The following is a 26,996-nucleotide window of genomic DNA, read 5'->3' as shown; positions in this document are numbered from 1 at the left end:
TCCTGGCGCGCGCTTGTGGCATAATGCGCGCCAAATCACATTCCGACTCGAGTATAAGTGCTGTGTTAAGTACCAACAATATCACCATGCAGTTCGGCAGCAAGCCGTTGTTTGAAAACATTTCCGTTAAATTTGGCGGCGGTAACCGTTACGGTTTGATTGGCGCGAATGGTTGCGGTAAATCCACCTTCATGAAGATTCTTGGCGGCGATCTGGTGCCAAGCGCTGGTAACGTCTTCCTCGATCCTAATGAACGTCTGGGTAAGCTGCGCCAGGATCAGTTCGCGTTTGAAAAACACAGCGTACTGGACACCGTCATCATGGGCCACGGTGAGCTGTGGGCGGTAAAAGAAGAGCGCGACCGTATCTATTCACTCGCTGAAATGAGCGAAGAAGACGGCTACAAAGTTGCCGATCTGGAAGTGCAATATGGTGAGATGGATGGCTACAGTGCAGAATCTCGCGCCGGTGAACTGTTGCTGGGCGTAGGGATCCCTGTTGAGCAGCACTATGGCTTGATGAGCGAGATTGCGCCCGGTTGGAAATTGCGTGTCCTGCTGGCGCAGGCGCTGTTTGCCGATCCCGAGATCCTGCTGCTCGACGAACCGACCAACAACCTGGACATCGATACTATCCGCTGGCTGGAGCAGGTGCTGAACGAGCGTAACAGCACCATGATTATTATCTCGCATGACCGTCACTTCCTGAACATGGTGTGTACCCACATGGCAGATTTGGACTACGGCGAACTGCGTATTTATCCGGGTAACTATGATGAATACATGACGGCGGCGACGCAGGCACGCGAACGTCTGTTAGCCGATAACGCCAAGAAGAAAGCGCAGATTTCCGAACTGCAATCCTTCGTCAGCCGCTTTAGCGCCAACGCCTCTAAGTCCAAACAGGCGACATCACGCGCGCGTCAGATCGACAAAATTCAGTTAGATGAAGTGAAAGCGTCCAGCCGTCAAAACCCGTTTATCCGTTTCGAACAGGATAAGAAGCTGTTCCGTAACGCGCTGGAAGTGGAAGCGTTGAGCAAAGGCTTTGATAACGGCCCGCTGTTCAGCAAGCTTGGTCTGATGATCGAAGTGGGTGAGAAAGTCGCGATTCTGGGAACCAACGGTATCGGTAAAACGACGCTGCTGAAAACGCTGGTGGGCGATCTTCAGCCAGACAGCGGTACCGTGAAGTGGTCAGAAAATGCCAAAATCGGCTACTACGCGCAGGATCACGAATACGAATTCGATGAGACGCTGACGGTGTTTGACTGGATGAGCCAGTGGAAGCAGGAGAAAGACGATGAGCAGGCGGTGCGCAGCGTGCTGGGGCGTTTGCTGTTCAGTCAGGATGATATCAAGAAGAAAGTGAAGGTGTTATCCGGTGGTGAAAAGGGCCGTATGCTGTTTGGTAAGCTGATGATGCAGCGCCCGAATATTTTGGTGATGGATGAACCGACCAACCACCTTGATATGGAATCGATTGAATCGCTGAACATGGCGCTGGAAATGTTTGAAGGGACGCTGCTGTTTGTCTCTCATGACCGTGAATTTGTTAGCTCGCTGGCGACCCGTATTCTGGAAGTGACGCCAAACAAAGTGAACGACTTCACCGGAAACTATGAAGATTACCTGCGTAGTCAGGGTATTCAGTAAAAACGTAACTGATAAGAAAGAAAAAGCGCAGATATATTCTGCGCTTGGCTGAAAGCCGTTTTTATCTCATTGGCAATACCACTGATCCAACATAATACACGTTATTATTGTGTTACATCATTATTGTCAATGAGCGTTATATCTGGGCTTTTTTAGGCGCTGGGGTTGCGCCTTTTGGACCGAGTAATCTTGCTTTTTCCAGGCCGCCAATGCGTGCTATCAAATCAGCTTGATCAATCTTAGCTCGTTGATCGGTTTCTTCGGGGTGACAAATTCGCAATAATTCTGCGTGTAAATCTTCACGTATCGCAGCATAAGCGGGGTCGTTAATCAGGTTTTTTGTTTCCTCAGGATCGGATACCAGATTAAACAACTCAGCTTCATGTCTGACATAATAATGATATTTCCAATCCCCTTTTCGGATCATATAGGCTGCGGTGTTGCTGCCTGCGGCGTGATATTCACTAAAAATAACGCGTTCGTCATTTTTAGGCTGTTGGGCAATATCAAGAATAGATACCCCAGGTCGTTCAGACATCTCAGATTCATATTCACATCCCGCTAAAGAAAGTATTGTCGGGAATAAATCGAGAAGATCAACAGGGGTATGACAAACCCCCGGTGCTATATTCGGGCCGGATATAATCATGGGAATACCTACACTTTCTTGATAAAGCGTCGATTTTCCCCATAATCCTCTGGCACCAAGATTATCCCCATGATCGGAGGTATAGATAACGGTGGTGTTATTATTTAACCCTGTTTCATTCAGTACCGAGAGGATATCACCAATGTTGTTATCCAGGTATGAACAGAGTCCATAATAAGCTGAAAAGGCTTTTAAGCGTTCTTCCTCACTCTTGAATTTACTTTCGGTACTGTCAAAATCTGCATAATTTTGCACCCAGGGGTGACGATGATAGCCATCCTGAGGGAGAAGTTTAGCGGGCGGCAAAATATCAGCAGGATATAAATCAAAGAACTCCTGAGGAACAATTAAAGGAAAATGGGGAGCCACCAGTCCGACATACAATACGAAACTTTCATTAGATAGGGCGGCATTACGCAACCAGGCTTTGGTTTTTTCGGTAATGTTTTTATCATATTCGGTATAGTGTGAATCACCTGCTCCAATGTAGTCACCTAACATCCTCTCATCGTTTCCTTTTTTTAGATAAGGATCTCGGATAGAACCCCACACCATGCCGTATCCACCTACCACATGCATCGGAATAATTTCTTCATCGAAACCCACCGGGTCTTCTTTATCCCGATAATGCAATTTTCCAATACTGGCTGTTTTAATTCCATGCTGTTGCAGAATATGTCCCCAGCCTTTTTCCTGTCCTGCATAAGGCATGGCATTATCCCAGTGGCGAACGTGGTGCACACGTTTACCCGTTGCGAATGCTGCTCTGGAAGGAACACAGATAGGACAAGGGGTATAGGCATTGGTAAAACGAATACCATTTTCGGCTAACGCATCTAAATGCGGTGTATGGATGATTGGGTGCCCTGAGCAACCTAAAACATTTGGATTATGCTCATCAGACATAATCACGATAACATTTTTTCTACTCATAATATTATATTTTCTCAAGTATGAAATATATCAGTGTTATTGGATCGAGATAATTATCAGTCGACTTCATTTACACCAAGTAATTGAAGTAAACGCTTGCGGTACTGCTCAAATTCATCTTTATATGTTCGCCGGGGATGAGAAATATCTATCATAAAATCCTCAATAATCTTCCCATTATCAAGTACAAGAATTCTGTCAGATAAAATTAATGCTTCATCGACATCGTGTGTGACTAACACAACTGTGGGGGAAATCTCGGCAAACAGCGCTAAGAGTAGTTTTTGCATTTTAATTCGGGTTAAAGCATCCAGAGCACCAAAAGGTTCATCGGCCAGAACCAGAGAGGGGTGCCGTATCAATGATCGAGCCAATGCGACACGTTGCTGCTCTCCGCCTGAAAGTTCAGAAGGCCAGGCATAAGTTCTGTGCTCAAGGCCGACAAGAGACAATACTTGTTTGGCATCGTCAAACGTGTAGCGGGATTCGACACCAAGCCGCACATTGCTAATCACGTTTTCCCAAGGTAATAAACGTGAGTCTTGAAACATGACGGAATAATTCAAAGGGATATGGATAGCCCCTTGACCTGATACCGTCTCATCAAGCCCGGCAAGCGCGCGAAGCAGTGTACTTTTCCCCGATCCGCTTTTTCCTAACAAAGAAACAAACTGTCCAGATGGAATATGCAGATCGATAGCGTCAAGGATTACTTTCTCGGAATAAGCACGGGTTAGATTTTCTACCTTAACGGATTTATTTGTCTCTACTTTCATGTTTATTATGAGCCTATTGATTTGCTGTAGCGCATTGCACGTTTTTGAATAAATCGGACAAGCCCATCAGAGAACAGTCCTAAAACCATGTAAACCACCAGTCCAACGACGATAATATCGGTTTGACCGTAGTCTCTTGCGCGATTCATTAAATAGCCAATACCACTAGTTGTATTAATTTGTTCCAAAACCACGAGCACAGCCCAACAACTGGTCACGGCAAATCGCAGGCCGACAAAAAATCCGGGTAGTGCACCGGGTAACGCAACTCGGCGAATAAATTGTAATCGACTAAGTCCTACTGTTCTTGCTAATTCAACATAGCGAATATCGATATTTTTTAATGCAGAATGTGTATTGATATAAACAGGAATAATGACGCTGAAGGTAATAAGTACAATTTTTAATGCTTCACCAATACCTAACCATAAAATTGCCAGCGGAATCAATGCCAGTGTAGGGATCGCTCTTTTTATTTGCACTATACCATCTATAAGAATATCACCTGTGCGTGTTAATCCGGCCAATAACGCCAAGGTTAAACCTATTATTATGCCCAAACCCAGCCCAGAATAAGCGCGTTGTGCAGATGCTAGAAATTGTGGATAAAGTGTACCATCCATTAGCATATGGTAAGCGGAGTTGATTGCGCCCCAGGGAGAAGTTAATGCATTTTCTGGTAAGATGCCGGTGTAAGAACTGAATCCCCAAATTAAGAAAAGTATTATAGGACCAATAATCATCAAAAAAGGTGACGATTTTCCGGCAATTAATTTAGGTGCCGTGTGTTTTTTAATCTTATTCCTGACCGCAGGAATAGAGGCATATCTTTGTTGCCTTCTATGCTCTGAGATAGCTGATGTATTATCTGTCATTATTGCGCCTCCACTTTGTTATATGATTGCGCTGCCTGTGTAGCAACGGTATTGAAACGTAAATCAAACTCTTTTTCGGCAGACAGTGAATGTGGGATGGATCCTGATGCACTCAGAATATCTATTAATTTTTGCTGATTGGAAATCATACTGGTTAATAATGGGAACGTGGATTGACCGCGGATTTGTAATACTGTTTTTCCATCTTCTGATGACAGGCCCTGAGATTTTACATAGTAGGCGTTAATCCATTCCGATTGATGGAGTTCAGTCCATTTGTTGGCGTTAACCCATCGAGTAATAAAGTCGTTGATCGCATCTTTTTTATCTGGGTTATCAAGTGATTTTTTACTGGCATAAAGGTAAACCTGTTTCTTAGGCAATGTCTGATATAATGCGTCTGGGAATGCTGTTTTTGGAATGTTATTTTGTTTGATGTATCGTCCAAATTGTTGTTCTGTCAAGGGAGCAATATCGACTTGTCCAAATTGTAGCGCTGTTGGAAAATCACCCGCTCGCAAACGTACTAATGTGACATCAGATGGAGTTAAACCCGCTTCTTTTAATGTCTGAAGGATAAACACTTCACGAGCCGTTCCTTCTGCATAAGCTATTTTTTTATTTTTAAAATCAGCCAATGAGGTTATTGATAAACCTGGTCGTAATGCATATTGATAGTCTGGGCTTTGATTTTCACGGGCAGCAACAATCAGTAATGGGACATTGGCAGCTTGTGCCTGAATGGGCGGCGTATTTCCAACGATACCAATATCTAATGCATCTGATCTAAACGCCTCTAAAATAGCCGGCCCACCGATGAAATTAGCGAAAGTAATATCATAATTAAGGTTTTTATCTTCACCGGAAGCAGAAACCATATTTTTGGTTTCTTCATTTTGATCAGCAAATCGAAGTTCTACATGTGTGCCAGCTTGTGCCATAGCTGACAAAAAACCTAAAAATAGCGCGATGACATAAGCTGGTGAAATATTTATTTTCATGGATTTTTTCTACATAAATATGTATTGGTGAAATTATCCTATTCAGTTTTTTTTGGGAGAGAAATAATAAATAAGACATGTTTATTATATATTGATATATGCTTTTTCCTTATAAGCATTTCTTTTTTATGGCAATACGATTCGAGTCTCGGTGAGTAAAAGTGAAGAGATTTTAATGGTGCGATATTTTTTTTCATTTGGTTAACGTTGTCACCGCGAGCGTGTTTAAGATTTTGATAAATAAACATAAAATATCGATGTGTAGAGCGAGTGATGGTGAAAACGATACAATTTAGTTAACGTAAGGCAAAAATGCATAAATCCTATTTTTGTATGAGTGAACACAGATTGCTAAATGAAAAGGATTATCATTTAATCCCCTAAAAGATGCCTTAGGGGAGCCATATGAACATCGATCTTACACCGTATTATGCAGAACCCGGTGAGCAGCCTTTTAGCGCCCGACGTATGGCAATGCCCTGGCGCAACCATGTGCCGCTTTCACCTGAACAGATTCCAGTCGGTTGGCAGGCGCTGAAGCAGCAGACGGTGCCTGCGCGCAAACGCCTTCTTTACCTGCATATTCCCTTCTGTGCGACGCACTGCACATTCTGTGGTTTTTACCAAAACAAACTGCGTGATGACAGCACGGCGACCTACACCCGCTATCTGCTACAGGAATTGGCGATGGAGGCGGATAGCCCGCTGCATCAGTCTGCGCCGATTCATGCGGTGTATTTTGGCGGGGGTACGCCAACGGCGCTGGAGGCCGATGAGCTGTCGCAGATCATTCGTGCGATCCGTACCTCGCTGCCGCTGGCACCGGACTGTGAAATCACGGTAGAAGGGCGGGCGATGGATTTTGACGATGAGCGGATCGATGCCTGTCTGGATGCGGGAGCGAACCGCTTTTCCATCGGGATTCAGACCTTTGATACCCGTATTCGCCAGCGTATGGCGCGCACCTCGGATAAACAGCAGTCAATCCGCTTCCTTGAACGTCTGTGCGCGCGAGACAGAGCTGCGGTGGTGTGTGATTTGATGTTCGGTTTGCCGGAACAAACACCGGAAATCTGGCGAGAAGATCTGGCGATTGTCAGCGATTTACCGTTAGACGGCGTCGATCTGTATGCATTGAACCTGTTACCGACGACACCGCTGGCGAAGGCCGCCGAAAACCAGCGTGTTGCGCTGCCTGACGTGGTCGCCCGACGTGATTTTTATCGTACCGGCGCGGCATTTCTGGCTGAGGCTGGCTGGCACCAACTGAGCAATAGTCACTGGGCGCGCACCACGCGTGAACGCAATCTGTACAACTTGCTGATTAAACAAGGTGCAGACTGTCTGGCAATGGGGAGCGGCGCGGGCGGCAATATCAATGGGCAAGCCTACATGATGGAACGCAGTCTGGAGCGTTATTACCAGCAGATCGATCAGGGGCAAAAACCCATCATGATGATGACGCCAGCCAGCCCGACCGGGCCGTGGCAGCATCAACTTCAGGCGGGTATTGAAGTTGGCCGCATCAAGCTGCCCCAGTTGACTCAACATGCCCGCGAACTTCAGCCGCTACTTAGCCAATGGCATCAGGCTGGATTGACCTGTGATGATTCCACCTGCCTGCGCCTGACCAATGATGGCCGCTTTTGGGCGAATAACCTGATGCAGGCACTACAACAAATTATCCCCCAGCTTAATGCCGCAGAGCATGCCCACTAACCGGAGACGCAACGATGACCCTGACACTGAATGAATTACTGGCAACCAACCCTGATGGCACACTGGAAGACATTGCCGGGAAGTATAATACCTCGCTATTTGCCGTGGTTGAGGCGCTGCCTGAAGCGCAGCGCACGCTGGCGACGGGCGATGCTTTCGATCGCGTGTGGGACACCATTGCGACCTGGGGGGAAGTGACGTTAATCAGCCACACGGCGGATGCGATTCTGGAATTTAAGAGCGAACTGCCAACGGGGACGCATCGTCACGGTTACTTTAACCTGCGTGGCAAAAATGGCCTGAGTGGACATATTCGCGCCACAAGCTGTCAGCACATTGCCTTTATTGAGCGTAAGTTCATGGGGATGGACACGGCATCCGTAGTATTCTTTAATGCTAGCGGTGCGGCGATGTTTAAAATCTTCCTTGGACGAGACAGCCACCGCCAGTTGCTGAGCGCCCAGGTTGAGGCGTTCCACGCGCTGGCGCGTGAATTACAACCGGAGCAGGTATGACGTGGTTACTTTTTGGCGCGGGCAATGGGGTCGGCGCCTGCTTATTACAGCGCGCTATTGAGTGCGAGCAGGCGGTGGTACTCGTATTGCGTAACCCTGAACAGGCCAAGCACTGGCGTGAGCAGGGGATGACAGTAGTAGAAGGCGATGCTTGCGATGCGGAAACGGTCGCGGAAGCCTGTCGTGTGGCTGGCTCCTCCGCCATTGTGGTATCGACAATGGGCGGCGGCACGGTCAATTATCATGGGCACAGAACGGTGATCGACGGTGCAGAACTGGCGGGTCTCAAACGTATGCTGCTGGTGACCTCATTGGGTTGTGGTGACAGTTGGTCGCTGTTGTCGCCGCGCGCCAGAGCCGCATTTGGTTTTGCGGTGCGTGAGAAATCGTTGGCGGAAAGCTGGCTGCAAAGCAGCTCGCTGGATCACTGTATTGTTCGTCCCGGCGGGTTGTTGGATGTGGTGGCCACGCACAACGCGAAGTTGACGCAAGGTACTGCAACACTGGGATTGGTCTCTCGTCGGGATGTCGCGCTGGCCGTTGATCAACTGCTGCAACAACCGGTGTTTGGCAACCAAATTTATAACCTGATCGATCCCGATCTGACGATGCCCGCCATTCCGTAACGCTCTGTCATCTCTGTTACTGGGATAATCTATCCCGGTAACAGAGAAAAGATTATCTCGCGCTGTCAAAAACGGTTTCTGTTATCTCTTATGTGGCTATGTTCTAATCGATACCCGCAATGTGGTATTCCTTAAGCATATGGGTGATGACGATGGACGAAGTAAAACGCCTCCTGACCGAAGAGATTGAGCGTATTAATCAGGAAGAAAAACGCGACAATAAAATACGTTTCAGCCACAAATTCATGCAGTCGCACCCCTATCTGTTTGCCGCGATGCTGGTGAGCTACCTGCCAGTCGCCTTTATCCTCGTTTATGCCCCTTATTTTGGTCTGCCATACCTTATTGGTTTTACCGTTTTCCTGTTGGCGATGATGCTGGCACTTTCGATGGATATTAATCCGACCTATCGTTTTGAGGATATTGATACGCTGGATTTACGCGTGTGCTACAACGGCGAGTGGTTTACCATCCGTCATGTGTCGCAGGACACGCTGGATAAGCTATTGCGCAACGAACGAGTGCCGCCTGCCGTGAAATCAGGAATAGAGAAGATTCAGCGTACGAAAGGCAGTGTTGATTTCTACGACGTCTTCTCGCTGGCTTACCGACAACAGCCTTCCCAGTAACCGACGATTTTTACTTTTGATTATATTGCCGGCATTGGGTCTAATGAGATTTAGAATCTGCGAAGTGGCGCGAAATTTTACCCAATGTATTACCGAGGAAGAGCGATTCGTGTTTAAATTCAATGTATAAGATTATCTATCGCAAGGCTGACTACATTGAGTTTTCGTTTTGCTTTTTGGAACTGTGCGATATCGCCTCCAGGTGTAAAAAATTGGCAAAATCGGGGTAATGTCGCCGATGCTGTTGAGATCATTAGACACCTATTTATTCATGAGCACATTGATCTATTAGCTGTTTGTGAAGTGAATCAACCCTCTTTCCAATTACTGGTCGAAGGGCTTCTGGATATAGGTATTGCATCTGAATTCATGGATGACACTACGCTAACCGGAGGCCAATTTGATATCGGCTATTTTTATCGTTCAACTCGCATAGTGGTCACTCAAGGGAATACGCATACCGGTCGAATTGGCAGCTCATCGCTTAAAATTGCACAGCAATTAAAAATAGCGTTTAAAGCGGAAACGTCTTATGAAATAACCATTCTGGTTTCACACTGGCCAAGTCAGTTAAGAACCATTGCCGAGGATTTTAGAAATAAGTGCTCTATTGGGCTAAGAGGCTTTGTCGATTCTCTTCTTGTTGGTAAAAAGCAGGTGATTTTAATGGGGGACTACAACGATGAACCCTATGCTCCCAGCTTATTTAAAAATCTGTCGGCAACCAACGATCGGGCGCTGGTGCTTTCTCAGCCTGATTATTGGCTCTATAACCCCTACTGGAAAACGCTCTCGGCACGGGTGCCATTCTCGTTTGAAGAACAGCAACATGATTTTGGAACCTGTTATAGTAAAGCGGGGAACCGTAATGGCTGGTCGGCTTTCGATCAGATCATCTTCTCGGGGGATTTTCTCAGCACGGGGCCATGGTATCTGGATGAGGCGGCGACAGGTGTTGTGCTAACGGATGTATTGCGTGCTGCTATTTTGGATAGTAAGCATTATTTCGATCACATGCCTGTTATCGGTTGTGTCAGGAAAAAAGGGGCAACGAATGTTTCAATTTAAAGAATTTATTAAGGCAGGACAGGAATCTGCCTCTACCGTTGAGAAAAATCATAAGGATATTGGGGATGTATTTCGTTCATTAAACCATGATCTAAAAATTGAATCGGATGAGCATTTAACATTAAGCCGCTTTTTTTTTAAAGATTTATTAGAGTTTGATTTTGAATTGAAAAAATTAGAGGAATATGACGGCAACGGTGAACTGAACATTCCCTCAAAAGGCAGGCTAGGTATCATCTATGATGATGCTATTTCAGATATTGCTACATGGGAGCAACATGCAGACGGTTACCCTCTTACAATTGAATACCAAGGAGAAAGGGTTGATTGTTGGGATCAGGAGTCGTTAGCTAATGCACTGGGGAAAATAGTGTCTTCCGCACAGTTCTGGTTGAAGGTTAAGGAGTTGTCTTCCCGCGTTCAGGCAAAGGTCAACCCGCATTTGCCAGGCCTTTGATCCTCAACGTCATTAAACGCGGAGTTTGTCGCATTGCTTGTGATTTTTCGAACGGGTGGTTTTTCAGGTTGATAGTTTTTTAAATACGGGCAGAACAGGACGATGAGCGAAAAGGTATTGCTGGTGATTCAGTTGGGCCAACCGCCGGAAGGCATTGCCTCTCAGGTTGGACAACAGGGGACGTGGTTTAGCAATGCAGTACAGGGCAAAACACGGCCAGTGCGGGTGGTGCGTCCCGATCTTGGGGAACCGCTGCCGCCGTTTGATACGCTAGCGGCGGTGATCATCTCGGGTTCGTGGTCGATGGTTACGGATCGGCTGGACTGGAGCGAATATACCGCTGGCTGGCTGCGCGAGGCGTATTCTGCGGATGTTCCGCTGCTGGGCGTGTGCTATGGGCATCAACTGCTGGCCGATGCGTTGGGGGGCAAGGTGGGGGATAACCCGAACGGTAAGGAAGTCGGCGTTCAGGTGGTGACAACCCACGATGCGGCAGCACAAGATCCTTTGCTGTGCGGCTATCCGCAGCAGTTTGGCGCTTATCTGACCCACCAACAATCCGTGCTGGAAGCGCCAGAAGGCGCGCAGGTGCTGGGGAGTTCAGAGATGGATGGCTGCCAGATTATCCGCTACAGCGATAAAGTATTGACCGTACAATTTCACCCGGAATTCAGCGCGGATATCATGCTGACGTGCCTGCGCCATAATGAAGCAGCGCTGCGACAGGGCGGTTGGGATGTTGATCGGATGATGGACATTCAGCAAGAACCCGTCTGGGCGCGCAAGATCCTGCTGGATTTTGTACAACGCTACGCAGCGAAATAGCACTTAAATAACGCCTGTCACCTATCGGTGATGGTTTGCGCGTAGACAGTCAACTATCTGGTCTACCCCCCCTCTTTGTGGGTGTGGAGATGTTTGTGGCTTTTCTGCTACTGTTTCCGTCATGGCGGGAGAGGGCGGTGTTGATGGCGAAAAACGACCATAACCTTGCCGGAAATCAGGAAGTCGATAGGCGCGATGCGTATAATCCCCGCTATCTTTCGGTCGCGCTGGCGGCCTTCCTGCCCACGAAAAATAGTGGATAGCCAACGTAAATAACAGGAAAAACCACCCTGATGAGTATTCGCATTGTTCCGCAGGAACAGCTAGAACAGAACGAAAAATCGATGCCGGAAGGGCATATCCCCCCGCTGCTTTTTGCTAACCTGAAAAGCCTGTACAGCAGCCGTGCGGAGCGTCTGCGTCAGTTAGCGGAAGATCACCCATTAGGGGATTATCTCACTTTCGCAGCCGGTGTGGTGGAGGCTCAGCAGAAGGTCTTGCACGACCATCCGTTACAGCTTGATCTGAATGACGTATTGAAACAGTCCGGTGAACGCCCGCCGCTTGATATCGCCGTGTTCCCGCGAGATGCGCACTGGCACACGCTGCTGCGTGCGTTGATTGAGGAACTAAAACCGGATGCCAGCGGGCAGGTGTTATCCACGCTGGAGAATCTGGAAAAAGCGTCAGCGCAGGAACTGGAAGAATTGGCGACCGCGCTGCTACACCACGAGTTTCGTGCTGAAAACAATGATAAAGCTCCGTTCATCTGGGCGGCTTTGTCGCTGTTTTGGGCGCAGATGGCCGGCCTGCTGCCCGGTAAAGCACGAGCTGTTCCCGGTGAACATCGTCAGTTCTGCCCCGTGTGCGGCAGTATTCCGGTATCCGGTGTGGTGCAATTAGGCACCTCCAGCGGGCTGCGTTATCTGCACTGCAATCTGTGTGAGAGCGAATGGCACATGGTGCGGGTGAAATGCAGCAACTGTGAAGCGTCGAGCGATCTTAATTATTGGTCGTTGGATAGCGAAAACGCGGCGATTAAAGCGGAAAGCTGTGGCCACTGCGGCACGTATTTAAAGTTGTTGTATCAGGAAAAAGATCACCGAGTGGAAGCTGTCGCCGACGATCTCGCCTCGCTGGTATTGGATGTGAAAATGGAGGAGGAGGGCTTTTCTCGCAGCAGCATCAACCCCTTCCTGTTCCCGGAAAGCGCGATCGAATAGCCAACCTGATACGGTGAAGGGCGTTTGTGCTTCACCGTTTTTCCTTTCAAAAAGCCTACGCCCGCCACACGCCGCTGACGTGCAGCAGCAACACCAATGCCGTAATCGCAATGGACGTGGAGATCAGCCCGGCATGATGACGCACCTGTCAGCAGGTGCGTCGTTGTTAAGCGTCTTGATGAGATAGCGCCTGTGTTTATTTAAAAGGTTTCCCAATTATTTTCATGCGTTTTTGCCTGTCCTAAGCCCCTTGACGTCGGCAATGCTTTCGCATGCACAGGCGAGCTGACATGCACAGAGGGCTGGGACGGCTGATCAGACAGATGAAAGACCGCCACGGCTTCTGTTAGCTGGCGAGCCTGTTCTTCCAGTGACGCGGCGGCGGCGGCAGATTCCTGTACCAGCGAGGCGTTTTGCTGGGTCACACCGTCCATTTCGGTTACGGCCTGACTGACCTGATTAAGACCAAGGCTCTGTTCTGCTGACGCGGAGGCGATCTCGCCCATCAAATCGGTGACGCTGGTGACCGCGCGAACGATGTGGTGCATGGTATCCCCCGCCAGAGCGACTTGTTCAGAGCCTGTGTTGATACGCGTTACGGATTCCGCGATCAATCCCTCGATCTCTTTTGCCGCTTGCGCACTACGCTGGGCGAGGCTCCTGACTTCGCCAGCGACGACGGCAAAACCGCGCCCTTGATCGCCCGCGCGGGCGGCTTCAACGGCGGCATTCAGCGCGAGAATATTGGTCTGAAACGCGATGCCGTTAATGACGCTGGTAATATCGGCAATTTTGCGTGAACTGGTCGTGATGTTCTGCATGGTCGTCACCACATCATCAACCATATTCCCGCCTTTATTTGCCATGCTGGATGCTTCTTTCGCCAGTGTGTTCGCCTGCGACACATTGTCGGTATTGCGTTTTACCGTTGCGCCTAGCTGCTCCATGCTGGCCGCAGTTTCTTCTAATGCCGCGGCTTGTTGTTCGGTGCGCGAAGAGAGGTCACTATTGCCTGCGCGAATTTCACCTGCGCCCTGATAAATAGACGCCGCGCTATCGCGAATGGTACTGACGGTACGAATCAGGCTTTCTTGCATGTCACGTAAATAGGGGATTAATTGGCCAATATTATTACGGCCAAAGTCGCTAATCGTATGTTGCAATTGCCCTGATGCAAGCATTTGGACGTGTTGCTTAATGTGTTCCAACGGGACTAATAGGCAGGATACCAAATAGCGGTCGGTGGTAAATAGCAACATCATACCGAGGACCAGCGCAGTGAGAATCGTGTATTGGCTGGTTTTTATCAGTGAATGGATGAGTTGGCTATTACTGCCATCATTGGCTGAAACTGACTGCGCATAGGTTTCTGAGGATTTCCCAAAAGCGATGCTTAACGGCGGTAACGTATTCTGCATATTGTGCTGAAATGCGCTGAGATCGCCGCCATTAACCAGCGCGATCATCTTATGCATCTCTTGTGTAATCCCGCCCCAGTATTGAATAATATTCGCAACCTGGTCGTCAGGAACACCGACATGGGACTGTTTTTTAAACTGTTCCAGATCGTGGTCACTGATATTGGCGGAATCCGTTGCCATTTTTAACAGATTTTGGAAAGCCTCTTTCTGCCCATTTCGCTGGGCATCGACAGCAAGCATCAGCCTGATAGAGGTACGAAAATAATTTTCTGTACCATGACTCATGATGGTCGCGTTCTTTTTTTGTATCTGGCTGGTTTCCAATAACTGACTGACCTGATTCAGAGAAGAGAGGGCGATCCACGATACGCTCCCCCAAAGTAGTAAGAACAATGTTAGCGTTGTTAGTAAAACTTTACGGATAGTGAGGTTTTTGAGCCATTGCATGGAAATGGTCCTTACTTGTTATTGTTGGTTTTTTTCGTGGTACGTTACGAATATTCACTGGTGTTTACTTTATCAATCGGCAATAACGTCAACGTGCTGTAACTCAAAAAATGGTGGATGAATCAAGAAAAAACCTTTCTCTAAATGAGTATCGGCATCTGCCTTTATTTTCTTATCAAAAATAAAGGTCAGTGGATAACCGCTTCCAATCAGAAAATAACGTTTGGGTCGCCGTTTTTAGCGCCATGGCGATAGTAAAAACGGTGAATTTTGCCAGTGGTGTAGAAATTGCATGTGTGCAGTAAATTTTTCAGGAGAGACCACGATGGTGGCAGAGCCTTCAACGACAATTCGATTTTTACTTGCCTCACGGCAGTGTGAACTCAACAATTTGCGCTATCTGCTGCAAAGTGGCGAGCTGGTGGGGAAGATCAGCCAACTGGTGCATCTATTGCAGCGTGAACGCGGCACGGCCAACCTGTTTCTCTGTTCTGAAGGAACACTCTTCGCCGATGAACTGGCGCTACGGGAGAAAGATGCGCAGGAAGCGCAGACGCATTTGATGGCGCATCTGGCTGAGTTAGAAAAAATGACGGCGGAATTGCCGCAGGCGAGTCGTCTGTTCAGTCGTGTCGCCAGCGTGGTTTACGCATTGAGCCTGTTGCCCACGTTGCGTCAGCAGATCCGCCAGCGCTTATTGCCTCAGCCGCAGGCGATGACATTTTTTAACGACATCATTCGCAATTTGTTAGCGCTGGTGTTTGAAGTGTCCGATACGGCGGCCGATCCGGGCATTTCCCGCGCGTTAATTGCCATGTTCAGCTTTATGCAGGGGAAAGAACTGGCGGGGCAGGAGCGAGCCGTAGGCGCGGCAGCCTATGCCGCGGGCAGCGTCGATGAGGAAACCCAACAAAAGCTGCTGGATTTGATCGAACGGCAGGAGCGCTGTTTCGATACCTTTCTGAATTTTAGCGATGAAGAAAATCAGCAGCGTTGGCGCAATGTTGCGGTAGACAGCGAGTTTGAGCGTCTGCGTCGCATCGTGTGTACGCGCAACCCGATAGAAAAGCTATCGAAAGCCGATAGCCTGCACTGGTTTTCGATCGCCACGCGGCGCATCGATGAAATGAAACAGATGGAAGATGAACTGGAACAGGCGCTAATGCAGCGCTGCCGTACCCGTATTGCAGCAGCGGAGAAAGCGTGCAGCGATCAGCGGGCCGATCTAGAAGAGCTGATGGCGCAGCAGGAAAATGACGATCCCGGCTATTCGATATTTATCGCCGGTCTTGATGGGGAAGGGCAAAACGCACAGTCCGGCTGGCTACATAGCGATGGCGTCAGTCCACAGCTAGGACGCTCTCTGTTGTCGTTAGTGCAACAACAGTCGCGGCGCTTACAGGCGCAGGATAATGAATTGGCCGCGCTGCGAACCACGTTGAATGAAAGAAAACAGATAGACCGTGCGAAAGGTTTACTCATGCAGCACCGTGGATTAAGTGAAGAAGAGGCATATAAAACCTTGCGTCGCATGGCGATGAGCCAGAATAAAAAGCTGATTGAGATTGCCACCGCGATGCTCGCTGTCGCCGATGTATTTGGTGATACTCCCTAAGAGGTATATGCACATGAACTGTGCGTGTTCTGCCTGTTGGCGGTGCAAAGCATCGTTCTGCGAAGAGTAACGTGTGGAGTCAATGGTTGTGGGTGGTGGTTTCGTGCGAAGTTGGTTCTCGCTGTCGTTATGTTGTGATGAGCGTAAATAACGCTGAAGAAAAAGCAGGCTTAGGATGAGCGGCAGGGATGCCGCGAAAGTCGTTGCCGCGTTGGGAACGCGTCAACGGCGGTCCGTTAAGAGACTGTTTTTTATGAAGGTATCGCGTAGCGACGTTATTTCTCGCGAAAAAGCCACGGGTCACGGGGCGGCGGCGACTGAGCGCCCCGTGTCGGGCGCGTGCTACGACGTAGTATAGAAATAGCAATATTGTGGCGCACGAAATAATCACCATAATTTACATATTGTTAATGAAGTTTCAGTCCACTTCTCAACTAACCCCTTCCCCTCGTCAATACGCAAAATTGTGATAATTGGCACAAACCTTGCTTTAACTCATTAGCAATAACCAAACATTCATAATGCGTTTCGGGCCAACGGCGGTGCGGAAGGTGTTAATCGGACAACGGCGTCCATAAGCGTGCAGCTTTTGCATGGGCTTGTGGACGCCGTTTTTGTTTTTACCGCCTGAAAAGGTGTTTTGTGTAAGGGTGTCGTTGATGAGTGATTCCAAAACCAAAAGCATGACCGTCTCTCGCCGCCAGTTTCTGTTGGGGAGTGCTGCACTGGGAGGCAGCCTGATGCTGCCAGGGCTAATGAATAGCGCGTGGGCCGCAGGTTCCGATGCGCCGGAGAAAAAGGAAATCCGGGTCGGCTTTATCCCCTTGACGGACTGCGCCTCGGTCGTGATGGCCGCCGTAAAAGGTTTCGATAAGAAATACGGCATCACCATAGTGCCTAGCAAAGAAGCCAGTTGGGCCGCAGTACGCGACAAACTGGTGTCAGGTGAACTGGACGCCGCACATATTCTGTATGGTCAGTTGTACGGTCTGCAAATGGGGCTGTCTGGATCGCAGAGCAACATGGCTGCCCTGATGACGCTTAACCAGAACGGACAGGGAATTACGTTGGCGAACCAACTGCGTGAAGCCAACGTCACGGATCTGGCGGCACTGCAAAAGTATATCGCTGCCAGTCCGGCAGGCACCTACACCTTCGCGCAAACCTTCCCGACTGGCACCCACGCCATGTGGCTCTACTACTGGCTGGCTTCTGCCGGGATCCATCCGCTGAACGATGTGCGCACCGTGGTGGTGCCACCGCCGCAGATGGTGATGAACATGAAGATTGGCAATATGGTGGGGTACTGCGTTGGCGAGCCGTGGAACCAGCGTGCCATCAGCGAAAAAATCGGCTTTACCGCTGCCACCACGCAGGACATCTGGCCGGATCACCCGGAAAAAGTGTTGGGCACCCGTGCTGACTGGGTGAATGCTAACCCGAACAGCGCCCGTGCGCTGACCGCCGCGATCCTCGATGCATCGCGCTGGATTGACGCCTCGGACGACAACCGCCGCGAAACGGCTGGCGTTGTTGCCGGACGTGCCTACATCAATGCCAAAGAAGACACCATCGTCGGACGCATGCTGGGTCAGTACGAAAACGGGCTGGGGAAAAGCTGGAAAGACGAGCACGCGATGCGTTTTTACCACGACGGTTCCGTGAACTACCCGTATCTGTCCGACGGCATGTGGTTCCTCACTCAGCACAAACGCTGGGGCTTGCTCACTGAAGATCCAGACTATCTCGCCGTGGCGAAGCAGGTTAACCGTATTGACATCTACAAGCAGGCTGCCGAGGCCGTGAAAAATGTGCCCTTGCCCGGTAGCGACATGCGCAGCAGCGTGCTGATCGACGGTGTCCGTTGGGATGGTAGCAATCCGGCAGGTTATGCCAACAGTTTTAGCGTGAAGAAATAAGTGAGGTTGATGATGAAAAACCAGGCCCAAATTATACCGATTGCCGCGGATAACGCCCCGGAAACCGTACACAGCGCCGAGATTATGCCGCTGCCAACCAAGCCAGCGACGCGGGAAAAGGCACCCACTGCGCCTGCTTTCACCTACCGCCCGCTGTTGCGCAAGCTGTTTCAATCGCTTTTCCCCGCGGTGCTGGGGCTGGGGTTGCTGATTACCGTTTGGCAGATTGCCGCGCTCAACAGCGAGAATTTCCCGACGCCGTGGAGCACCTGGCTCGCGGCGCTCAGCCTCTTTGCCGATCCGTTTTACATCGCCGGTCCGAACGATCAGGGTATCGGCTGGAACGTATTGGCCTCTTTGCAACGTGTCGGCATTGGCTTCGGGCTGGCGGCGCTGGTTGGCATTCCCACCGGTTTCCTGATTGGCCGCTTTACCTTTCTGGCCAACATGCTTAACCCGATTATTTCGCTGCTGCGTCCGGTTAGCCCGCTGGCCTGGCTGCCTATCGGTCTGCTGCTGTTCCAGCGTGCAGAACCGGCATCCAGTTGGACCATTTTCATCTGCTCCATCTGGCCGATGATCCTCAATACCGCAGAAGGCGTGCGCCGCATTCCACAGGATTACCTGAACGTGGCGCGGGTGCTGAAACTGTCCGAATTCACCATCATGCGCAAAATTCTGCTGCCTGCGGTGTTGCCTAACGTGTTGACTGGCGTGCGTCTGTCGATTGGCGTCGCCTGGCTGGTGATTGTGGCGGCGGAGATGCTGACGGGCGGCGTTGGTATCGGCTTCTGGATTTGGAATGAATGGAACAACCTGAATGTAGAAAACATCATTATCGCCATCGTGGTGATTGGCGTTATCGGTCTGCTGCTTGAGCAGGGACTGGTGTGGATTGCTAACCGTTTCAGCTATGACAACCGCTAAGGAGCCAACCATGCGTACTACTCCCATTATTCAAGTGCAGCAGGTGAGCCAACGTTTTAATACCGCCAGCGGTGAGTTTCTGGCGCTGGATCAGGTGAGTTTTGATATTCACACCGGTGAAACGATCAGCCTGATCGGCCATTCCGGCTGTGGCAAATCCACGTTATTGAACCTGATTGCTGGCCTGACGCTGCCAAGCAGCGGTGGCTTACTGTGTGACAACCGTGAAATCGATGGTCCGGGGCCGGAGCGCGGCGTGGTGTTTCAAAACCACTCACTGCTGCCGTGGCTGACTACCTATGAAAATGTCGCGCTGGCGGTACGTCAGGTGTTTCGCGGGCAGATGAACAAGCACGAAATGCACGAATGGATTACCCACAATCTGGAACTGGTACACATGGGGCACGCACTGAACAAACGGCCCAATGAGATCTCCGGCGGGATGAAACAACGTGTGGGTATTGCCCGCGCGCTGGCCATGAAGCCGAAAGTGCTGCTGATGGATGAACCGTTCGGCGCGTTGGATGCCTTGACCCGTGCGCACCTTCAGGATGCGGTGATGGAGATTCAGCAGCGTTTGCAAACCACGATTGTGCTGATTACTCACGACGTCGATGAAGCGGTACTGCTGTCAGATCGCGTACTGATGATGACCAACGGCCCGGCGGCGACAGTGGGAGAAATCATGACGGTTGAGCTGGAACGTCCACGCTCACGCGTCGCGCTGGCTGACGATCCGCGTTATCACCACTACCGCCAGCAGGTGCTGCATTTCTTGTATGAAAAACAGCCTAAAGCAGCCTGACCGCGAGACTGGAACGATGATGAAACCGCATCTGATTGTGATTGGTAACGGGATGGCGAGCGCGCGCTTTGTCGATACGCTGCGCCAACTGGCCGCCACGCGCTACCGAATCACCGTGATTGGCGATGAGCCGCGTGCCAGCTATAACCGCATCCTGCTGTCGCCGGTCTTGAGCGGTGAAAAGGCGTTTGCTGATACGCTGCTGACGCCTGCGGCTATCGACGATGATGCGGCGTTACCGGTGAGCTATCTGCTGGGCGAACGCGTCACCCATATCGATCGCCAACAGCAAGAAGTGACCACCACGCAACGGCAACTGCATTACGATCATCTGGTGCTGGCGACCGGATCCACGCCGTTTATGCCACCGATGCCCGGTATCGATCTGCCCGGCGTGTGCGGATTCCGCACCCTGGATGATGTCGAACTGATGCTGACGACGATTGGTCAATCCGTTCCCGCCGTGGTGATTGGCGGGGGCTTACTCGGTATTGAAGCCGCCGCCGCGCTGAAGTTGCGCGGTGCCGACGTGACCTTGCTGCACCGCGTTCCGATTCTGATGGAACGTCAACTGGATGCCACCGCGAGCGATTTGCTGTGTGATAGCCTGCGCGAACGCGGCATTGCCTGCGAGACGGATGTGCAGGTTGTGGCGCTGCATGGTGATGAGCACGGGGTGACGGCGGTTGCGCTGTCCGATGGACGCACGATCCCTGCCGGACTGGTGGTGGTGACTGCGGGCGTTATCCCCGCCAGCCAACTGGCGCGCGAATGCGGGTTGCCTTGCAACCGCGGTGTGCTGGTGGATGGACAACTACAAACCGCTGACCCGCATATCAGCGCGATCGGCGAATGTTGTGAACTCAATGGCGAAATCGTCGGGCTGGTTGCCCCCTGTTTCGCCCATGCCACGCTGGTGGCACAACGCCTTGCCGGACATGCACCACAAGATTATCAGCGTGAGCAGGCCGCGACGCGGCTGAAAGTCACCGGGATCGGTGTGGTCAGCGGCGGCGAGATTAATGTGGCACCCGATGATGAGGTGTACACCACTTTTGACCCGCAGACGCAGCACTATCGTCGTCTGCTGGTGCGCGACGGTCGGCTGAGCGGTGTTTTGCTGTATGGCGACACTGACGACAGCCAGCGTTTGCTGGCCGCAATGGAGAGCAGCACTGACGGCGAGACGATACCGCCTGCTGCGCTGCTTTTCGGCCTTTCTTCCCCTGATTCTGACTCACAGCCTGCGGCTGTAAGGATTCCTGTCATGAGCAAACCTATTTTGGTGGTCGTTGGCCACGGTATGGTCGGTCACTATTTTCTTGAACAACTGGTTGAGCGTGACCTGCATCAGCATTATCACATCGTGGTATTTGGTGAAGAGCGCCATGAAGCTTACGACCGTGTGCATCTTTCCGAGTATTTCTCCGGGCGCAGCGCCGCATCGCTGTCGCTGGTAAAAGAGGGCTTTTTTGCCGAGAGCGGCATTGAGCTGCGCAGCGCCAGCGAGATCGTGGCTATCGATCGCGAACGTCAGTGCGTGTGTGACGCGCAGGGCAGAGAAATCGCCTACGACAAACTGGTGCTGGCGACGGGATCCTACGCATTTGTGCCGCCGATTCCCGGCAACACCCGCCCCGGCTGCCTGGTTTATCGTACGTTGGACGATCTGGACGCGATTGCGGCGCAGGCGAAAAAAGCCAAAACCGGTGTGGTGATCGGTGGCGGTTTGCTGGGTCTAGAAGCTGCCAATGCTTTGCGCCAACTGGGTTTAGACACTCATGTGGTGGAGTTTGCTCCGCGTCTGATGGCGGTACAACTGGATGACGGCGGGGCTGCGATGCTGCGCCGTAAAATTGAAGCGTTGGGCGTACAAATTCATCTCAGTAAAGAAACGCGTGAAATCACCGACGGCGAGCAGGCGCTGCATCGCCTCTGCTTTGCTGACGGCAGCGTGCTGGAAACCGACTTAGTGCTGTTTTCCGCCGGGATTCGCCCGCGTGACAAACTGGCGGATAGCTGTGATTTAGAGAAAGGGCCGCGCGGCGGCATCGTGATTGATGACCATTGCCAGACATCGGATGACGCAATTTTCGCTATCGGCGAATGTGCGCTGTGGAAAGGGCAGATTTTCGGGCTGGTGGCGCCGGGCTACCAGATGGCGCGTAGCGTAGCCGATACGCTGGCTCAGCGCGATACGCCGTTTACCGGCGCGGATATGAGTACCAAATTGAAGCTGCTGGGCGTTGACGTTGCCTCGATTGGCGATGCGCACGGCCGCACGACAGGGAGCCAGAGCTACCAGTGGACGGACGGCCCGAATGAGGTCTACAAGAAAATCGTGGTCTCTGAGGACGGTAAACATTTGCTGGGTGCGGTATTGATTGGCGATAGCAGCGATTACAGCACGTTGCTGCAAATGATGCTCAACGATATGCCGTTGCCTAAACAGCCAGAAAGCCTGATCTTGCCTGCACGTTCCGGTGATGCGCCAAAAGGGCTGGGTGTCGCGGCGTTACCCGCCAGCGCTCAGATTTGTTCCTGCCATAACGTCAGCAAAGGCGATATTTCGGCGGCAGTAGCGGGCGGATGCGGTGAACTGGGCGCGCTGAAAACCTGTACCAAGGCGGGAACGGGCTGCGGCGGCTGTGTACCGCTGCTTAAACAGGTCATGGAGTATGAACTGACGCAACTGGGCGTTGAAGTGAAGAAGGATATTTGTGAGCACTTCGCTTATTCACGTCAGGAACTGTATCACCTGATCCGTGTGCATGAGATCCGCTCATTCGACAGTCTCCTTGAGCGTTATGGTCACGGCTTGGGCTGTGAAGTGTGTAAACCGCTGGTGGGATCGATGCTGGCGTCCTGCTGGAATGACTATCTGCTGCAACCGCAGCACCTGCCGTTGCAGGATACCAACGACCGTTTCTTCGCTAACATTCAGAAAGACGGCACTTATTCTGTCGTGCCGCGCGTTCCGGCGGGAGAAATTACGCCGCAGGGTCTGATCGCTATCGGTCAGGTGGCGCAGCGCTATAACCTGTATACCAAGATCACCGGCGGTCAGCGGGTGGATTTGTTCGGCGCTCGCTTAGAGCAGCTTCCAGAAATCTGGCGTGAGCTGATCGATGCCGGATTTGAAACCGGTCATGCCTACGGCAAATCCCTGCGCACGGTGAAATCTTGCGTGGGATCGACCTGGTGCCGCTACGGCGTGCAGGATTCCACCGGATTGGCGATCCAACTGGAGCACCGTTACAAAGGGCTGCGCTCGCCGCATAAGATCAAAATGGCGGTGTCCGGCTGCACCCGCGAGTGTGCAGAGGCACAGAGCAAGGATATCGGCGTGATTGCCACGGATAAAGGCTGGAATCTGTACGTCTGCGGCAACGGCGGCATGAAACCGCGCCATGCGGATCTCTTTGCCAGCGATCTGGATACCGAAACCCTGCTGCGCACCATCGATCGGGTATTGATGTTCTATATCCGTACCGGCGATCGCCTCCAGCGTACCAGTACCTGGATGGATAATCTGGAAGGCGGTATCGACTATCTGCGCGAGGTGATTCTGGAAGACAGTCTGCATATCGGTGAAGAGTTAGATAAAGAGATGCAGCGCGTGGTGGAGGCTTACCAGTGCGAATGGCAAACCACGCTGGAAAGCCCGGAACGTCTGGCGCTGTTCCGTGGCTTCCTGAATAGCGATAGCCCGGATGAAGCGGTGGTGATGGTGCCGGAGCGTGGGCAGATTCGTCCGGCACAGGAACATGAAAAAGCGGTTACTCTGAAACCTGCCGTGCATGAAGCGGAGTGGGTGCAGGTGGCGACGCTGAGCGATATACCACGTCATGCTGGCATGGCGGCGCGCCTCGGGCAGCAGCAGATTGCGCTGTTCCACCTGCCGGAAAGCGAGCAGCAGGTGTACGCATTGGAAAACCATGAACCGGGCAGCGGAGCGAATGTATTGTCGCGTGGCCTGATCGGCGACGTGGCGGGCGAACCTGTGGTGATTTCTCCGCTGTACAAAAAACGCTTCAAGCTGCGCGATGGCGTCAGCCCGGATGACAGCGCGCTGTACGTGCGAGCGTGGCCGGTGCGCGTGGAAGACGGCGAAATTTGGGTCTGTCGTCAACCGCTAGCCGTGCCTGAAAGCGTCGTGCTGGCAGAGTCTGCGATGGCGAAAGCATCATGAGCGCGCACGTCTGTCGAACAACCTGCCCCTATTGTGGCGTCGGCTGTGGTGTGCTGGCAGAACACGATGGACACGGTGGAGTAAAGATCAGTGGCGATCCGGCGCACCCGGCGAATTTAGGTCGGCTGTGCGTCAAAGGCTCCGCGCTGGGAGAAACCCTGGATTTGAAAGGTCGCCTGTTGTGGCCGCTGGTGGAAGGGCGTCGCGTGAGTTGGGAGCAGGCGCTCGATACGGTGGCCGAACGGTTACTGGCGACGATGCAGCAACATGGCCCGCAGTCGGTGGCGTTTTATGGTTCAGGTCAATTGCTGACGGAAGATTACTACGTTGCCAATAAGCTGATGAAAGGGTTCATTGGTGCCGCCAATATGGATACCAATTCGCGGCTGTGTATGGCATCGGCGGTGATCGGCTACAAGCGCGGGCTGGGGGCGGATGCCGTTCCCTGTAGCTATGAGGATATCGAACTGGCGGATGTGGTGGTACTGGTTGGATCCAATACCGCCTGGGCGCATCCGGTGGTGTATCAACGGCTGGTGCAGGCAAAACAGCAGCGGCCACAGATGCAGGTGGTGGTGGTCGATCCGCGGCGTACCGCCACCTGTGATATCGCCGATCTGCATTTAGCGCTGCAACCCGGCAGTGATGCGGGGCTGTTTACTGGTCTGTTGCCGTGGATTGCACAGGATGCGCGTGCCGATATCGCCGAATTGACCGCGCGTTTTTCCGGCGTGGAAGAGGCGCTAGAGTTAGCGCAGGCGTGGTCGGTGGCACAGGTAGCGGATTTCTGCCAGCTTGCTGCAGCCGATATCGAGCGTTTCTACCACCTGTTTAGCGCAAGCGAAAAGGTCGTTACGCTCTATTCGCAAGGGGTTAATCAATCGTCTTCGGGCAGCGATAAATGTAACGCGATCATCAATGCCCATCTGCTGAGCGGCAAAGTCGGCGTGCCGGGTTCCGGCCCGTTTTCGATAACCGGACAGCCCAATGCGATGGGCGGGCGGGAAGTCGGCGGGTTAGCCAATCAACTCGCCAGCCATATGGGGTTTACGCCGCAGGATATCGAGAGGGTTGGACGTTTCTGGCAAAGCGAGAATGTCGCGACACAGCCCGGCCTGAATGCGGTAGACCTGTTCCGCGCGATTGAACGCGGGGATGTTAAAGCGGTATGGGTGATGGGCACCAACCCAGTGGTATCCATGCCAGATGCCGACCGGGTGAAGCAGGCATTAGAGCGCTGTCCTCTGGTGATTGTCTCCGAGGTGATGCGCCATACCGATACCGCAGAAACCGCCGATATCTTGCTCCCCGCGTTAGGGTGGGGAGAAAAAGACGGCACGGTGACGAATTCCGAACGCCGCCTTTCCCGTCAGCGTGCCTTTCTGCCCGCACCGGGAGAAGCCAAAGCCGACTGGTGGATCCTGAGTCAGGTGGCTCAGCGTATGGGGTTTGCTGAAGCGTTTGCATATCAACATCCCGCAGACATTTTCCGTGAGCATGCGGCGCTGTCCGGGTTTGAGAATAACGGTAGCCGTGCATTTGATATTAGCGGGCTGGCGACGCTTAGTAACTCGCAGTGGCAGCAGATGGAACCGATACAGTGGCCAGTGAATACTGCATTCCCTCACGGGCGTGCCCGACTGGGTGACGATGGCCGATTCTGGCATGCTGATGGCAAAGCACGTCTGGTCGCGGTAACGCCTGCGCTGCCGCAAAGTACATGGAGCGCGGCGTATCCGCTGGTGTTGAATACCGGGCGTATTCGCGATCAGTGGCACACGATGACGCGTACCGGCAAAGCGGCCCGGCTGATGCGCCATATCAGCGAACCTTACTGTGAGCTGCACCCGCAGGATGCACTGACGCATGATATTCAGGCAGGCGATCTGGTGCGTCTGTCGTCGGCACACGGCTGGATGCTGGCACGGGCGCGGATTGATGCCGGACAGGCGCGCGGTAGCGTGTTTGTGCCGATGCACTGGAATCAGCAGTTCAGCGCACAGGCACGGGCCGACAGTTTAGTCGCGCCAGTTATCGACCCCTATTCCGGTCAGCCGGAAAGCAAGCACAGTCGGGTTCGCATCCAACCCTGGCATCCCGCCTGGCAGGCAACGCTATTTTTTGCCGATGAACCGATGCCGTCACCATTCACGTTGCCAGCCGATCATGACGTTTTGCCGCCGCCTGTCACCTATTGGAGCAAAATCCCCCATGAGGGCGTGACACAGTATCTGTTTGCCGACCGGGTGCCGGTAGAAAACTGGCAGGCGTGGCTGGCTGAACACTATGGTCTGGAAGATATGCAGTGTCAGGTCGCGCAGGGTAACGGTGTATTTCATCTGATTGGCTGGCGCGATGGCCGTGTGGTGTTGGCCTGCTATGTCAGCACAAAAATGCTGCGTATCGACAGCGATGCAGTATGTCAGGCATTTGCCACTCCACCGCAGTTGCCACATGAGCGTCACGCGCTGCTGGCAGGTCAGGCACCGCAAGGGCAGGTGAAGCAGGGTGCGACGATTTGCAGTTGCTATAGCGTCGGCGAAGAAATCATTGTCGACGCGATTCGTAAAGGGTGCCACAGCGTGGCAGCGTTAGGCGGCGCACTAAAATGTGGCACTAACTGTGGTTCCTGTATCCCCGAACTGAAGGCGTTATTGAGCCAGCATGTGCCGATAACGATCAATGAATTGAAAAAAGCAGGTTGAGCGCGACGGCGTAA

Annotated in this window: 21 protein-coding genes; 16 read left to right on the top strand and 5 right to left on the bottom strand. The window is 51.9% G+C overall.

The genetic code is table 11. From position 1 onward, the window contains the following. The first annotated feature begins 62 nt into the window (after positions 1 to 62). Positions 63 to 1,655, top strand: coding sequence for an ABC-F family ATPase (locus tag OI69_RS09665; RefSeq protein WP_072034284.1), 1,593 nt, complete (start codon positions 63 to 65; stop codon positions 1,653 to 1,655). 136 nt (positions 1,656 to 1,791) lie between these two features. Here OI69_RS09665 and OI69_RS09660 read toward each other — a convergent pair whose 3' ends face one another. From OI69_RS09660 to OI69_RS09645, 4 genes are read right to left on the bottom strand one after another with little or no spacing between them, the layout of a single operon-like run. Then, positions 1,792 to 3,237 carry a sulfatase-like hydrolase/transferase gene (locus OI69_RS09660; protein ID WP_039349350.1) on the bottom strand — a complete coding sequence of 482 codons (1,446 nt, stop codon included), beginning with the start codon at positions 3,235 to 3,237 and terminating at the stop codon, positions 1,792 to 1,794. A gap of 56 nt (positions 3,238 to 3,293) precedes the next feature. After that, complete coding sequence (locus tag OI69_RS09655) at positions 3,294 to 4,013, bottom strand: ABC transporter ATP-binding protein (RefSeq protein ID WP_039349347.1); 720 nt, start codon at positions 4,011 to 4,013, stop codon at positions 3,294 to 3,296. 5 nt (positions 4,014 to 4,018) lie between these two features. Continuing rightward, on the bottom strand, positions 4,019 to 4,888 hold the full coding sequence (locus OI69_RS09650) for an ABC transporter permease (protein ID WP_052198346.1): 870 nt from the start codon (positions 4,886 to 4,888) through the stop codon (positions 4,019 to 4,021). Next, complete coding sequence (locus OI69_RS09645; protein ID WP_052198345.1) at positions 4,888 to 5,889, bottom strand: ABC transporter substrate-binding protein; 1,002 nt, start codon at positions 5,887 to 5,889, stop codon at positions 4,888 to 4,890. Before OI69_RS09645 ends, OI69_RS09650 begins: the two co-directional genes overlap by 1 nt. Before the next feature lie 405 nt (positions 5,890 to 6,294). Here OI69_RS09645 and hutW point away from each other — a divergent pair, with 405 nt between their 5' ends. From hutW to fdhE, 9 genes are all read left to right on the top strand, one after another. Then, the gene (gene hutW, locus OI69_RS09640; RefSeq protein WP_039349344.1) at positions 6,295 to 7,608 is read left to right on the top strand and encodes a heme anaerobic degradation radical SAM methyltransferase ChuW/HutW; all 1,314 of its coding nucleotides are present in this window, start codon (positions 6,295 to 6,297) and stop codon (positions 7,606 to 7,608) included. 14 nt (positions 7,609 to 7,622) lie between these two features. Beyond that, positions 7,623 to 8,123 carry a heme utilization cystosolic carrier protein HutX gene (hutX, locus tag OI69_RS09635; protein ID WP_039349340.1) on the top strand — a complete coding sequence of 167 codons (501 nt, stop codon included), beginning with the start codon at positions 7,623 to 7,625 and terminating at the stop codon, positions 8,121 to 8,123. Beyond that, positions 8,120 to 8,749, top strand: a complete 630-nt coding sequence (locus tag OI69_RS09630) for an NAD(P)H-binding protein (protein ID WP_039349337.1) — start codon at positions 8,120 to 8,122, stop codon at positions 8,747 to 8,749. Before hutX ends, OI69_RS09630 begins: the two co-directional genes overlap by 4 nt. Positions 8,750 to 8,901: 152 nt before the next feature. Further along, positions 8,902 to 9,378, top strand: a complete 477-nt coding sequence (locus tag OI69_RS09625) for a YlaC family protein (RefSeq protein ID WP_200886915.1) — start codon at positions 8,902 to 8,904, stop codon at positions 9,376 to 9,378. A 156-nt stretch (positions 9,379 to 9,534) separates the two neighbouring features. Next, complete coding sequence (locus tag OI69_RS18830; RefSeq protein WP_052198344.1) at positions 9,535 to 10,446, top strand: endonuclease/exonuclease/phosphatase family protein; 912 nt, start codon at positions 9,535 to 9,537, stop codon at positions 10,444 to 10,446. Beyond that, a complete protein-coding gene (locus tag OI69_RS09615; RefSeq protein WP_039349335.1) occupies positions 10,433 to 10,903 on the top strand; it encodes a hypothetical protein in 471 nt (156 codons plus the stop codon). The genes OI69_RS18830 and OI69_RS09615 overlap by 14 nt, the downstream gene beginning before the upstream one ends. Before the next feature lie 102 nt (positions 10,904 to 11,005). After that, positions 11,006 to 11,728, top strand: coding sequence for a glutamine amidotransferase (locus OI69_RS09610; RefSeq protein WP_039349332.1), 723 nt, complete (start codon positions 11,006 to 11,008; stop codon positions 11,726 to 11,728). 95 nt (positions 11,729 to 11,823) lie between these two features. Next, the gene (locus OI69_RS19830) at positions 11,824 to 11,991 is read left to right on the top strand and encodes a hypothetical protein (protein WP_154715538.1); all 168 of its coding nucleotides are present in this window, start codon (positions 11,824 to 11,826) and stop codon (positions 11,989 to 11,991) included. Positions 11,992 to 12,021: 30 nt separating this feature from the next. Continuing rightward, entirely contained in the window at positions 12,022 to 12,951 is a 930-nt protein-coding gene (gene fdhE / locus OI69_RS09605) for a formate dehydrogenase accessory protein FdhE (RefSeq protein WP_039349329.1), read from the top strand. Positions 12,952 to 13,151: 200 nt separating this feature from the next. Here the strand turns inward: fdhE and OI69_RS09600 are convergent, their stop codons facing one another. After that, positions 13,152 to 14,819, bottom strand: coding sequence for a methyl-accepting chemotaxis protein (locus OI69_RS09600; RefSeq protein ID WP_039349325.1), 1,668 nt, complete (start codon positions 14,817 to 14,819; stop codon positions 13,152 to 13,154). A gap of 325 nt (positions 14,820 to 15,144) precedes the next feature. Here OI69_RS09600 and OI69_RS09595 point away from each other — a divergent pair, with 325 nt between their 5' ends. The 6 genes from OI69_RS09595 (at position 15,145) to OI69_RS09570 (ending at position 26,982) form a co-directional block, all read left to right on the top strand. After that, on the top strand, positions 15,145 to 16,434 hold the full coding sequence (locus tag OI69_RS09595) for a nitrate regulatory protein (RefSeq protein ID WP_039349322.1): 1,290 nt from the start codon (positions 15,145 to 15,147) through the stop codon (positions 16,432 to 16,434). A gap of 659 nt (positions 16,435 to 17,093) precedes the next feature. Further along, positions 17,094 to 18,353 carry a CmpA/NrtA family ABC transporter substrate-binding protein gene (locus OI69_RS09590; protein WP_039349319.1) on the top strand — a complete coding sequence of 420 codons (1,260 nt, stop codon included), beginning with the start codon at positions 17,094 to 17,096 and terminating at the stop codon, positions 18,351 to 18,353. 12 nt (positions 18,354 to 18,365) lie between these two features. Then, positions 18,366 to 19,280 (top strand): nitrate ABC transporter permease, encoded by a 915-nt coding sequence (ntrB, locus tag OI69_RS09585; RefSeq protein WP_039349593.1) that lies wholly within the window; start codon positions 18,366 to 18,368, stop codon positions 19,278 to 19,280. A 10-nt stretch (positions 19,281 to 19,290) separates the two neighbouring features. Then, positions 19,291 to 20,085 carry an ABC transporter ATP-binding protein gene (locus tag OI69_RS09580; protein ID WP_015840929.1) on the top strand — a complete coding sequence of 265 codons (795 nt, stop codon included), beginning with the start codon at positions 19,291 to 19,293 and terminating at the stop codon, positions 20,083 to 20,085. Between the two features lie 19 nt (positions 20,086 to 20,104). Further along, the gene (nirB, locus tag OI69_RS09575; RefSeq protein WP_080752630.1) at positions 20,105 to 24,277 is read left to right on the top strand and encodes a nitrite reductase large subunit NirB; all 4,173 of its coding nucleotides are present in this window, start codon (positions 20,105 to 20,107) and stop codon (positions 24,275 to 24,277) included. Continuing rightward, a complete protein-coding gene (locus OI69_RS09570) occupies positions 24,274 to 26,982 on the top strand; it encodes a nitrate reductase (protein ID WP_039349316.1) in 2,709 nt (902 codons plus the stop codon). Before nirB ends, OI69_RS09570 begins: the two co-directional genes overlap by 4 nt. The last annotated feature ends 14 nt before the right edge of the window (positions 26,983 to 26,996 follow it).

It is taken from the genome of Pectobacterium fontis (assembly GCF_000803215.1).
In the GTDB taxonomy this organism is placed as follows: Bacteria; Pseudomonadota; Gammaproteobacteria; order Enterobacterales; family Enterobacteriaceae; genus Pectobacterium; species Pectobacterium fontis.
The sequence above is the reverse complement of the archived record's forward strand: the minus strand, read 5'-3'. Positions and strand labels throughout refer to the sequence as shown.

Bases quoted from the DNA above. Each gene is read 5' to 3' on its own strand.
- OI69_RS09660 (WP_039349350.1), bottom strand. From the start codon at position 3,237: ATGAGTAGAAAAAATGTTATCGTGATTATGTCTGATGAGCATAATCCA.
- OI69_RS09655 (WP_039349347.1), bottom strand. From the start codon at position 4,013: ATGAAAGTAGAGACAAATAAATCCGTTAAGGTAGAAAATCTAACCCGT.
- OI69_RS09650 (WP_052198346.1), bottom strand. From the start codon at position 4,888: ATGACAGATAATACATCAGCTATCTCAGAGCATAGAAGGCAACAAAGA.
- OI69_RS09645 (WP_052198345.1), bottom strand. From the start codon at position 5,889: ATGAAAATAAATATTTCACCAGCTTATGTCATCGCGCTATTTTTAGGT.
- hutW (WP_039349344.1), top strand. From the start codon at position 6,295: ATGAACATCGATCTTACACCGTATTATGCAGAACCCGGTGAGCAGCCT.
- hutX (WP_039349340.1), top strand. From the start codon at position 7,623: ATGACCCTGACACTGAATGAATTACTGGCAACCAACCCTGATGGCACA.
- OI69_RS09630 (WP_039349337.1), top strand. From the start codon at position 8,120: ATGACGTGGTTACTTTTTGGCGCGGGCAATGGGGTCGGCGCCTGCTTA.
- OI69_RS09625 (WP_200886915.1), top strand. From the start codon at position 8,902: ATGGACGAAGTAAAACGCCTCCTGACCGAAGAGATTGAGCGTATTAAT.
- OI69_RS09615 (WP_039349335.1), top strand. From the start codon at position 10,433: ATGTTTCAATTTAAAGAATTTATTAAGGCAGGACAGGAATCTGCCTCT.
- OI69_RS09610 (WP_039349332.1), top strand. From the start codon at position 11,006: ATGAGCGAAAAGGTATTGCTGGTGATTCAGTTGGGCCAACCGCCGGAA.
- fdhE (WP_039349329.1), top strand. From the start codon at position 12,022: ATGAGTATTCGCATTGTTCCGCAGGAACAGCTAGAACAGAACGAAAAA.
- OI69_RS09600 (WP_039349325.1), bottom strand. From the start codon at position 14,819: ATGCAATGGCTCAAAAACCTCACTATCCGTAAAGTTTTACTAACAACG.
- OI69_RS09595 (WP_039349322.1), top strand. From the start codon at position 15,145: ATGGTGGCAGAGCCTTCAACGACAATTCGATTTTTACTTGCCTCACGG.
- OI69_RS09590 (WP_039349319.1), top strand. From the start codon at position 17,094: ATGAGTGATTCCAAAACCAAAAGCATGACCGTCTCTCGCCGCCAGTTT.
- ntrB (WP_039349593.1), top strand. From the start codon at position 18,366: ATGAAAAACCAGGCCCAAATTATACCGATTGCCGCGGATAACGCCCCG.
- OI69_RS09580 (WP_015840929.1), top strand. From the start codon at position 19,291: ATGCGTACTACTCCCATTATTCAAGTGCAGCAGGTGAGCCAACGTTTT.
- nirB (WP_080752630.1), top strand. From the start codon at position 20,105: ATGAAACCGCATCTGATTGTGATTGGTAACGGGATGGCGAGCGCGCGC.
- OI69_RS09570 (WP_039349316.1), top strand. From the start codon at position 24,274: ATGAGCGCGCACGTCTGTCGAACAACCTGCCCCTATTGTGGCGTCGGC.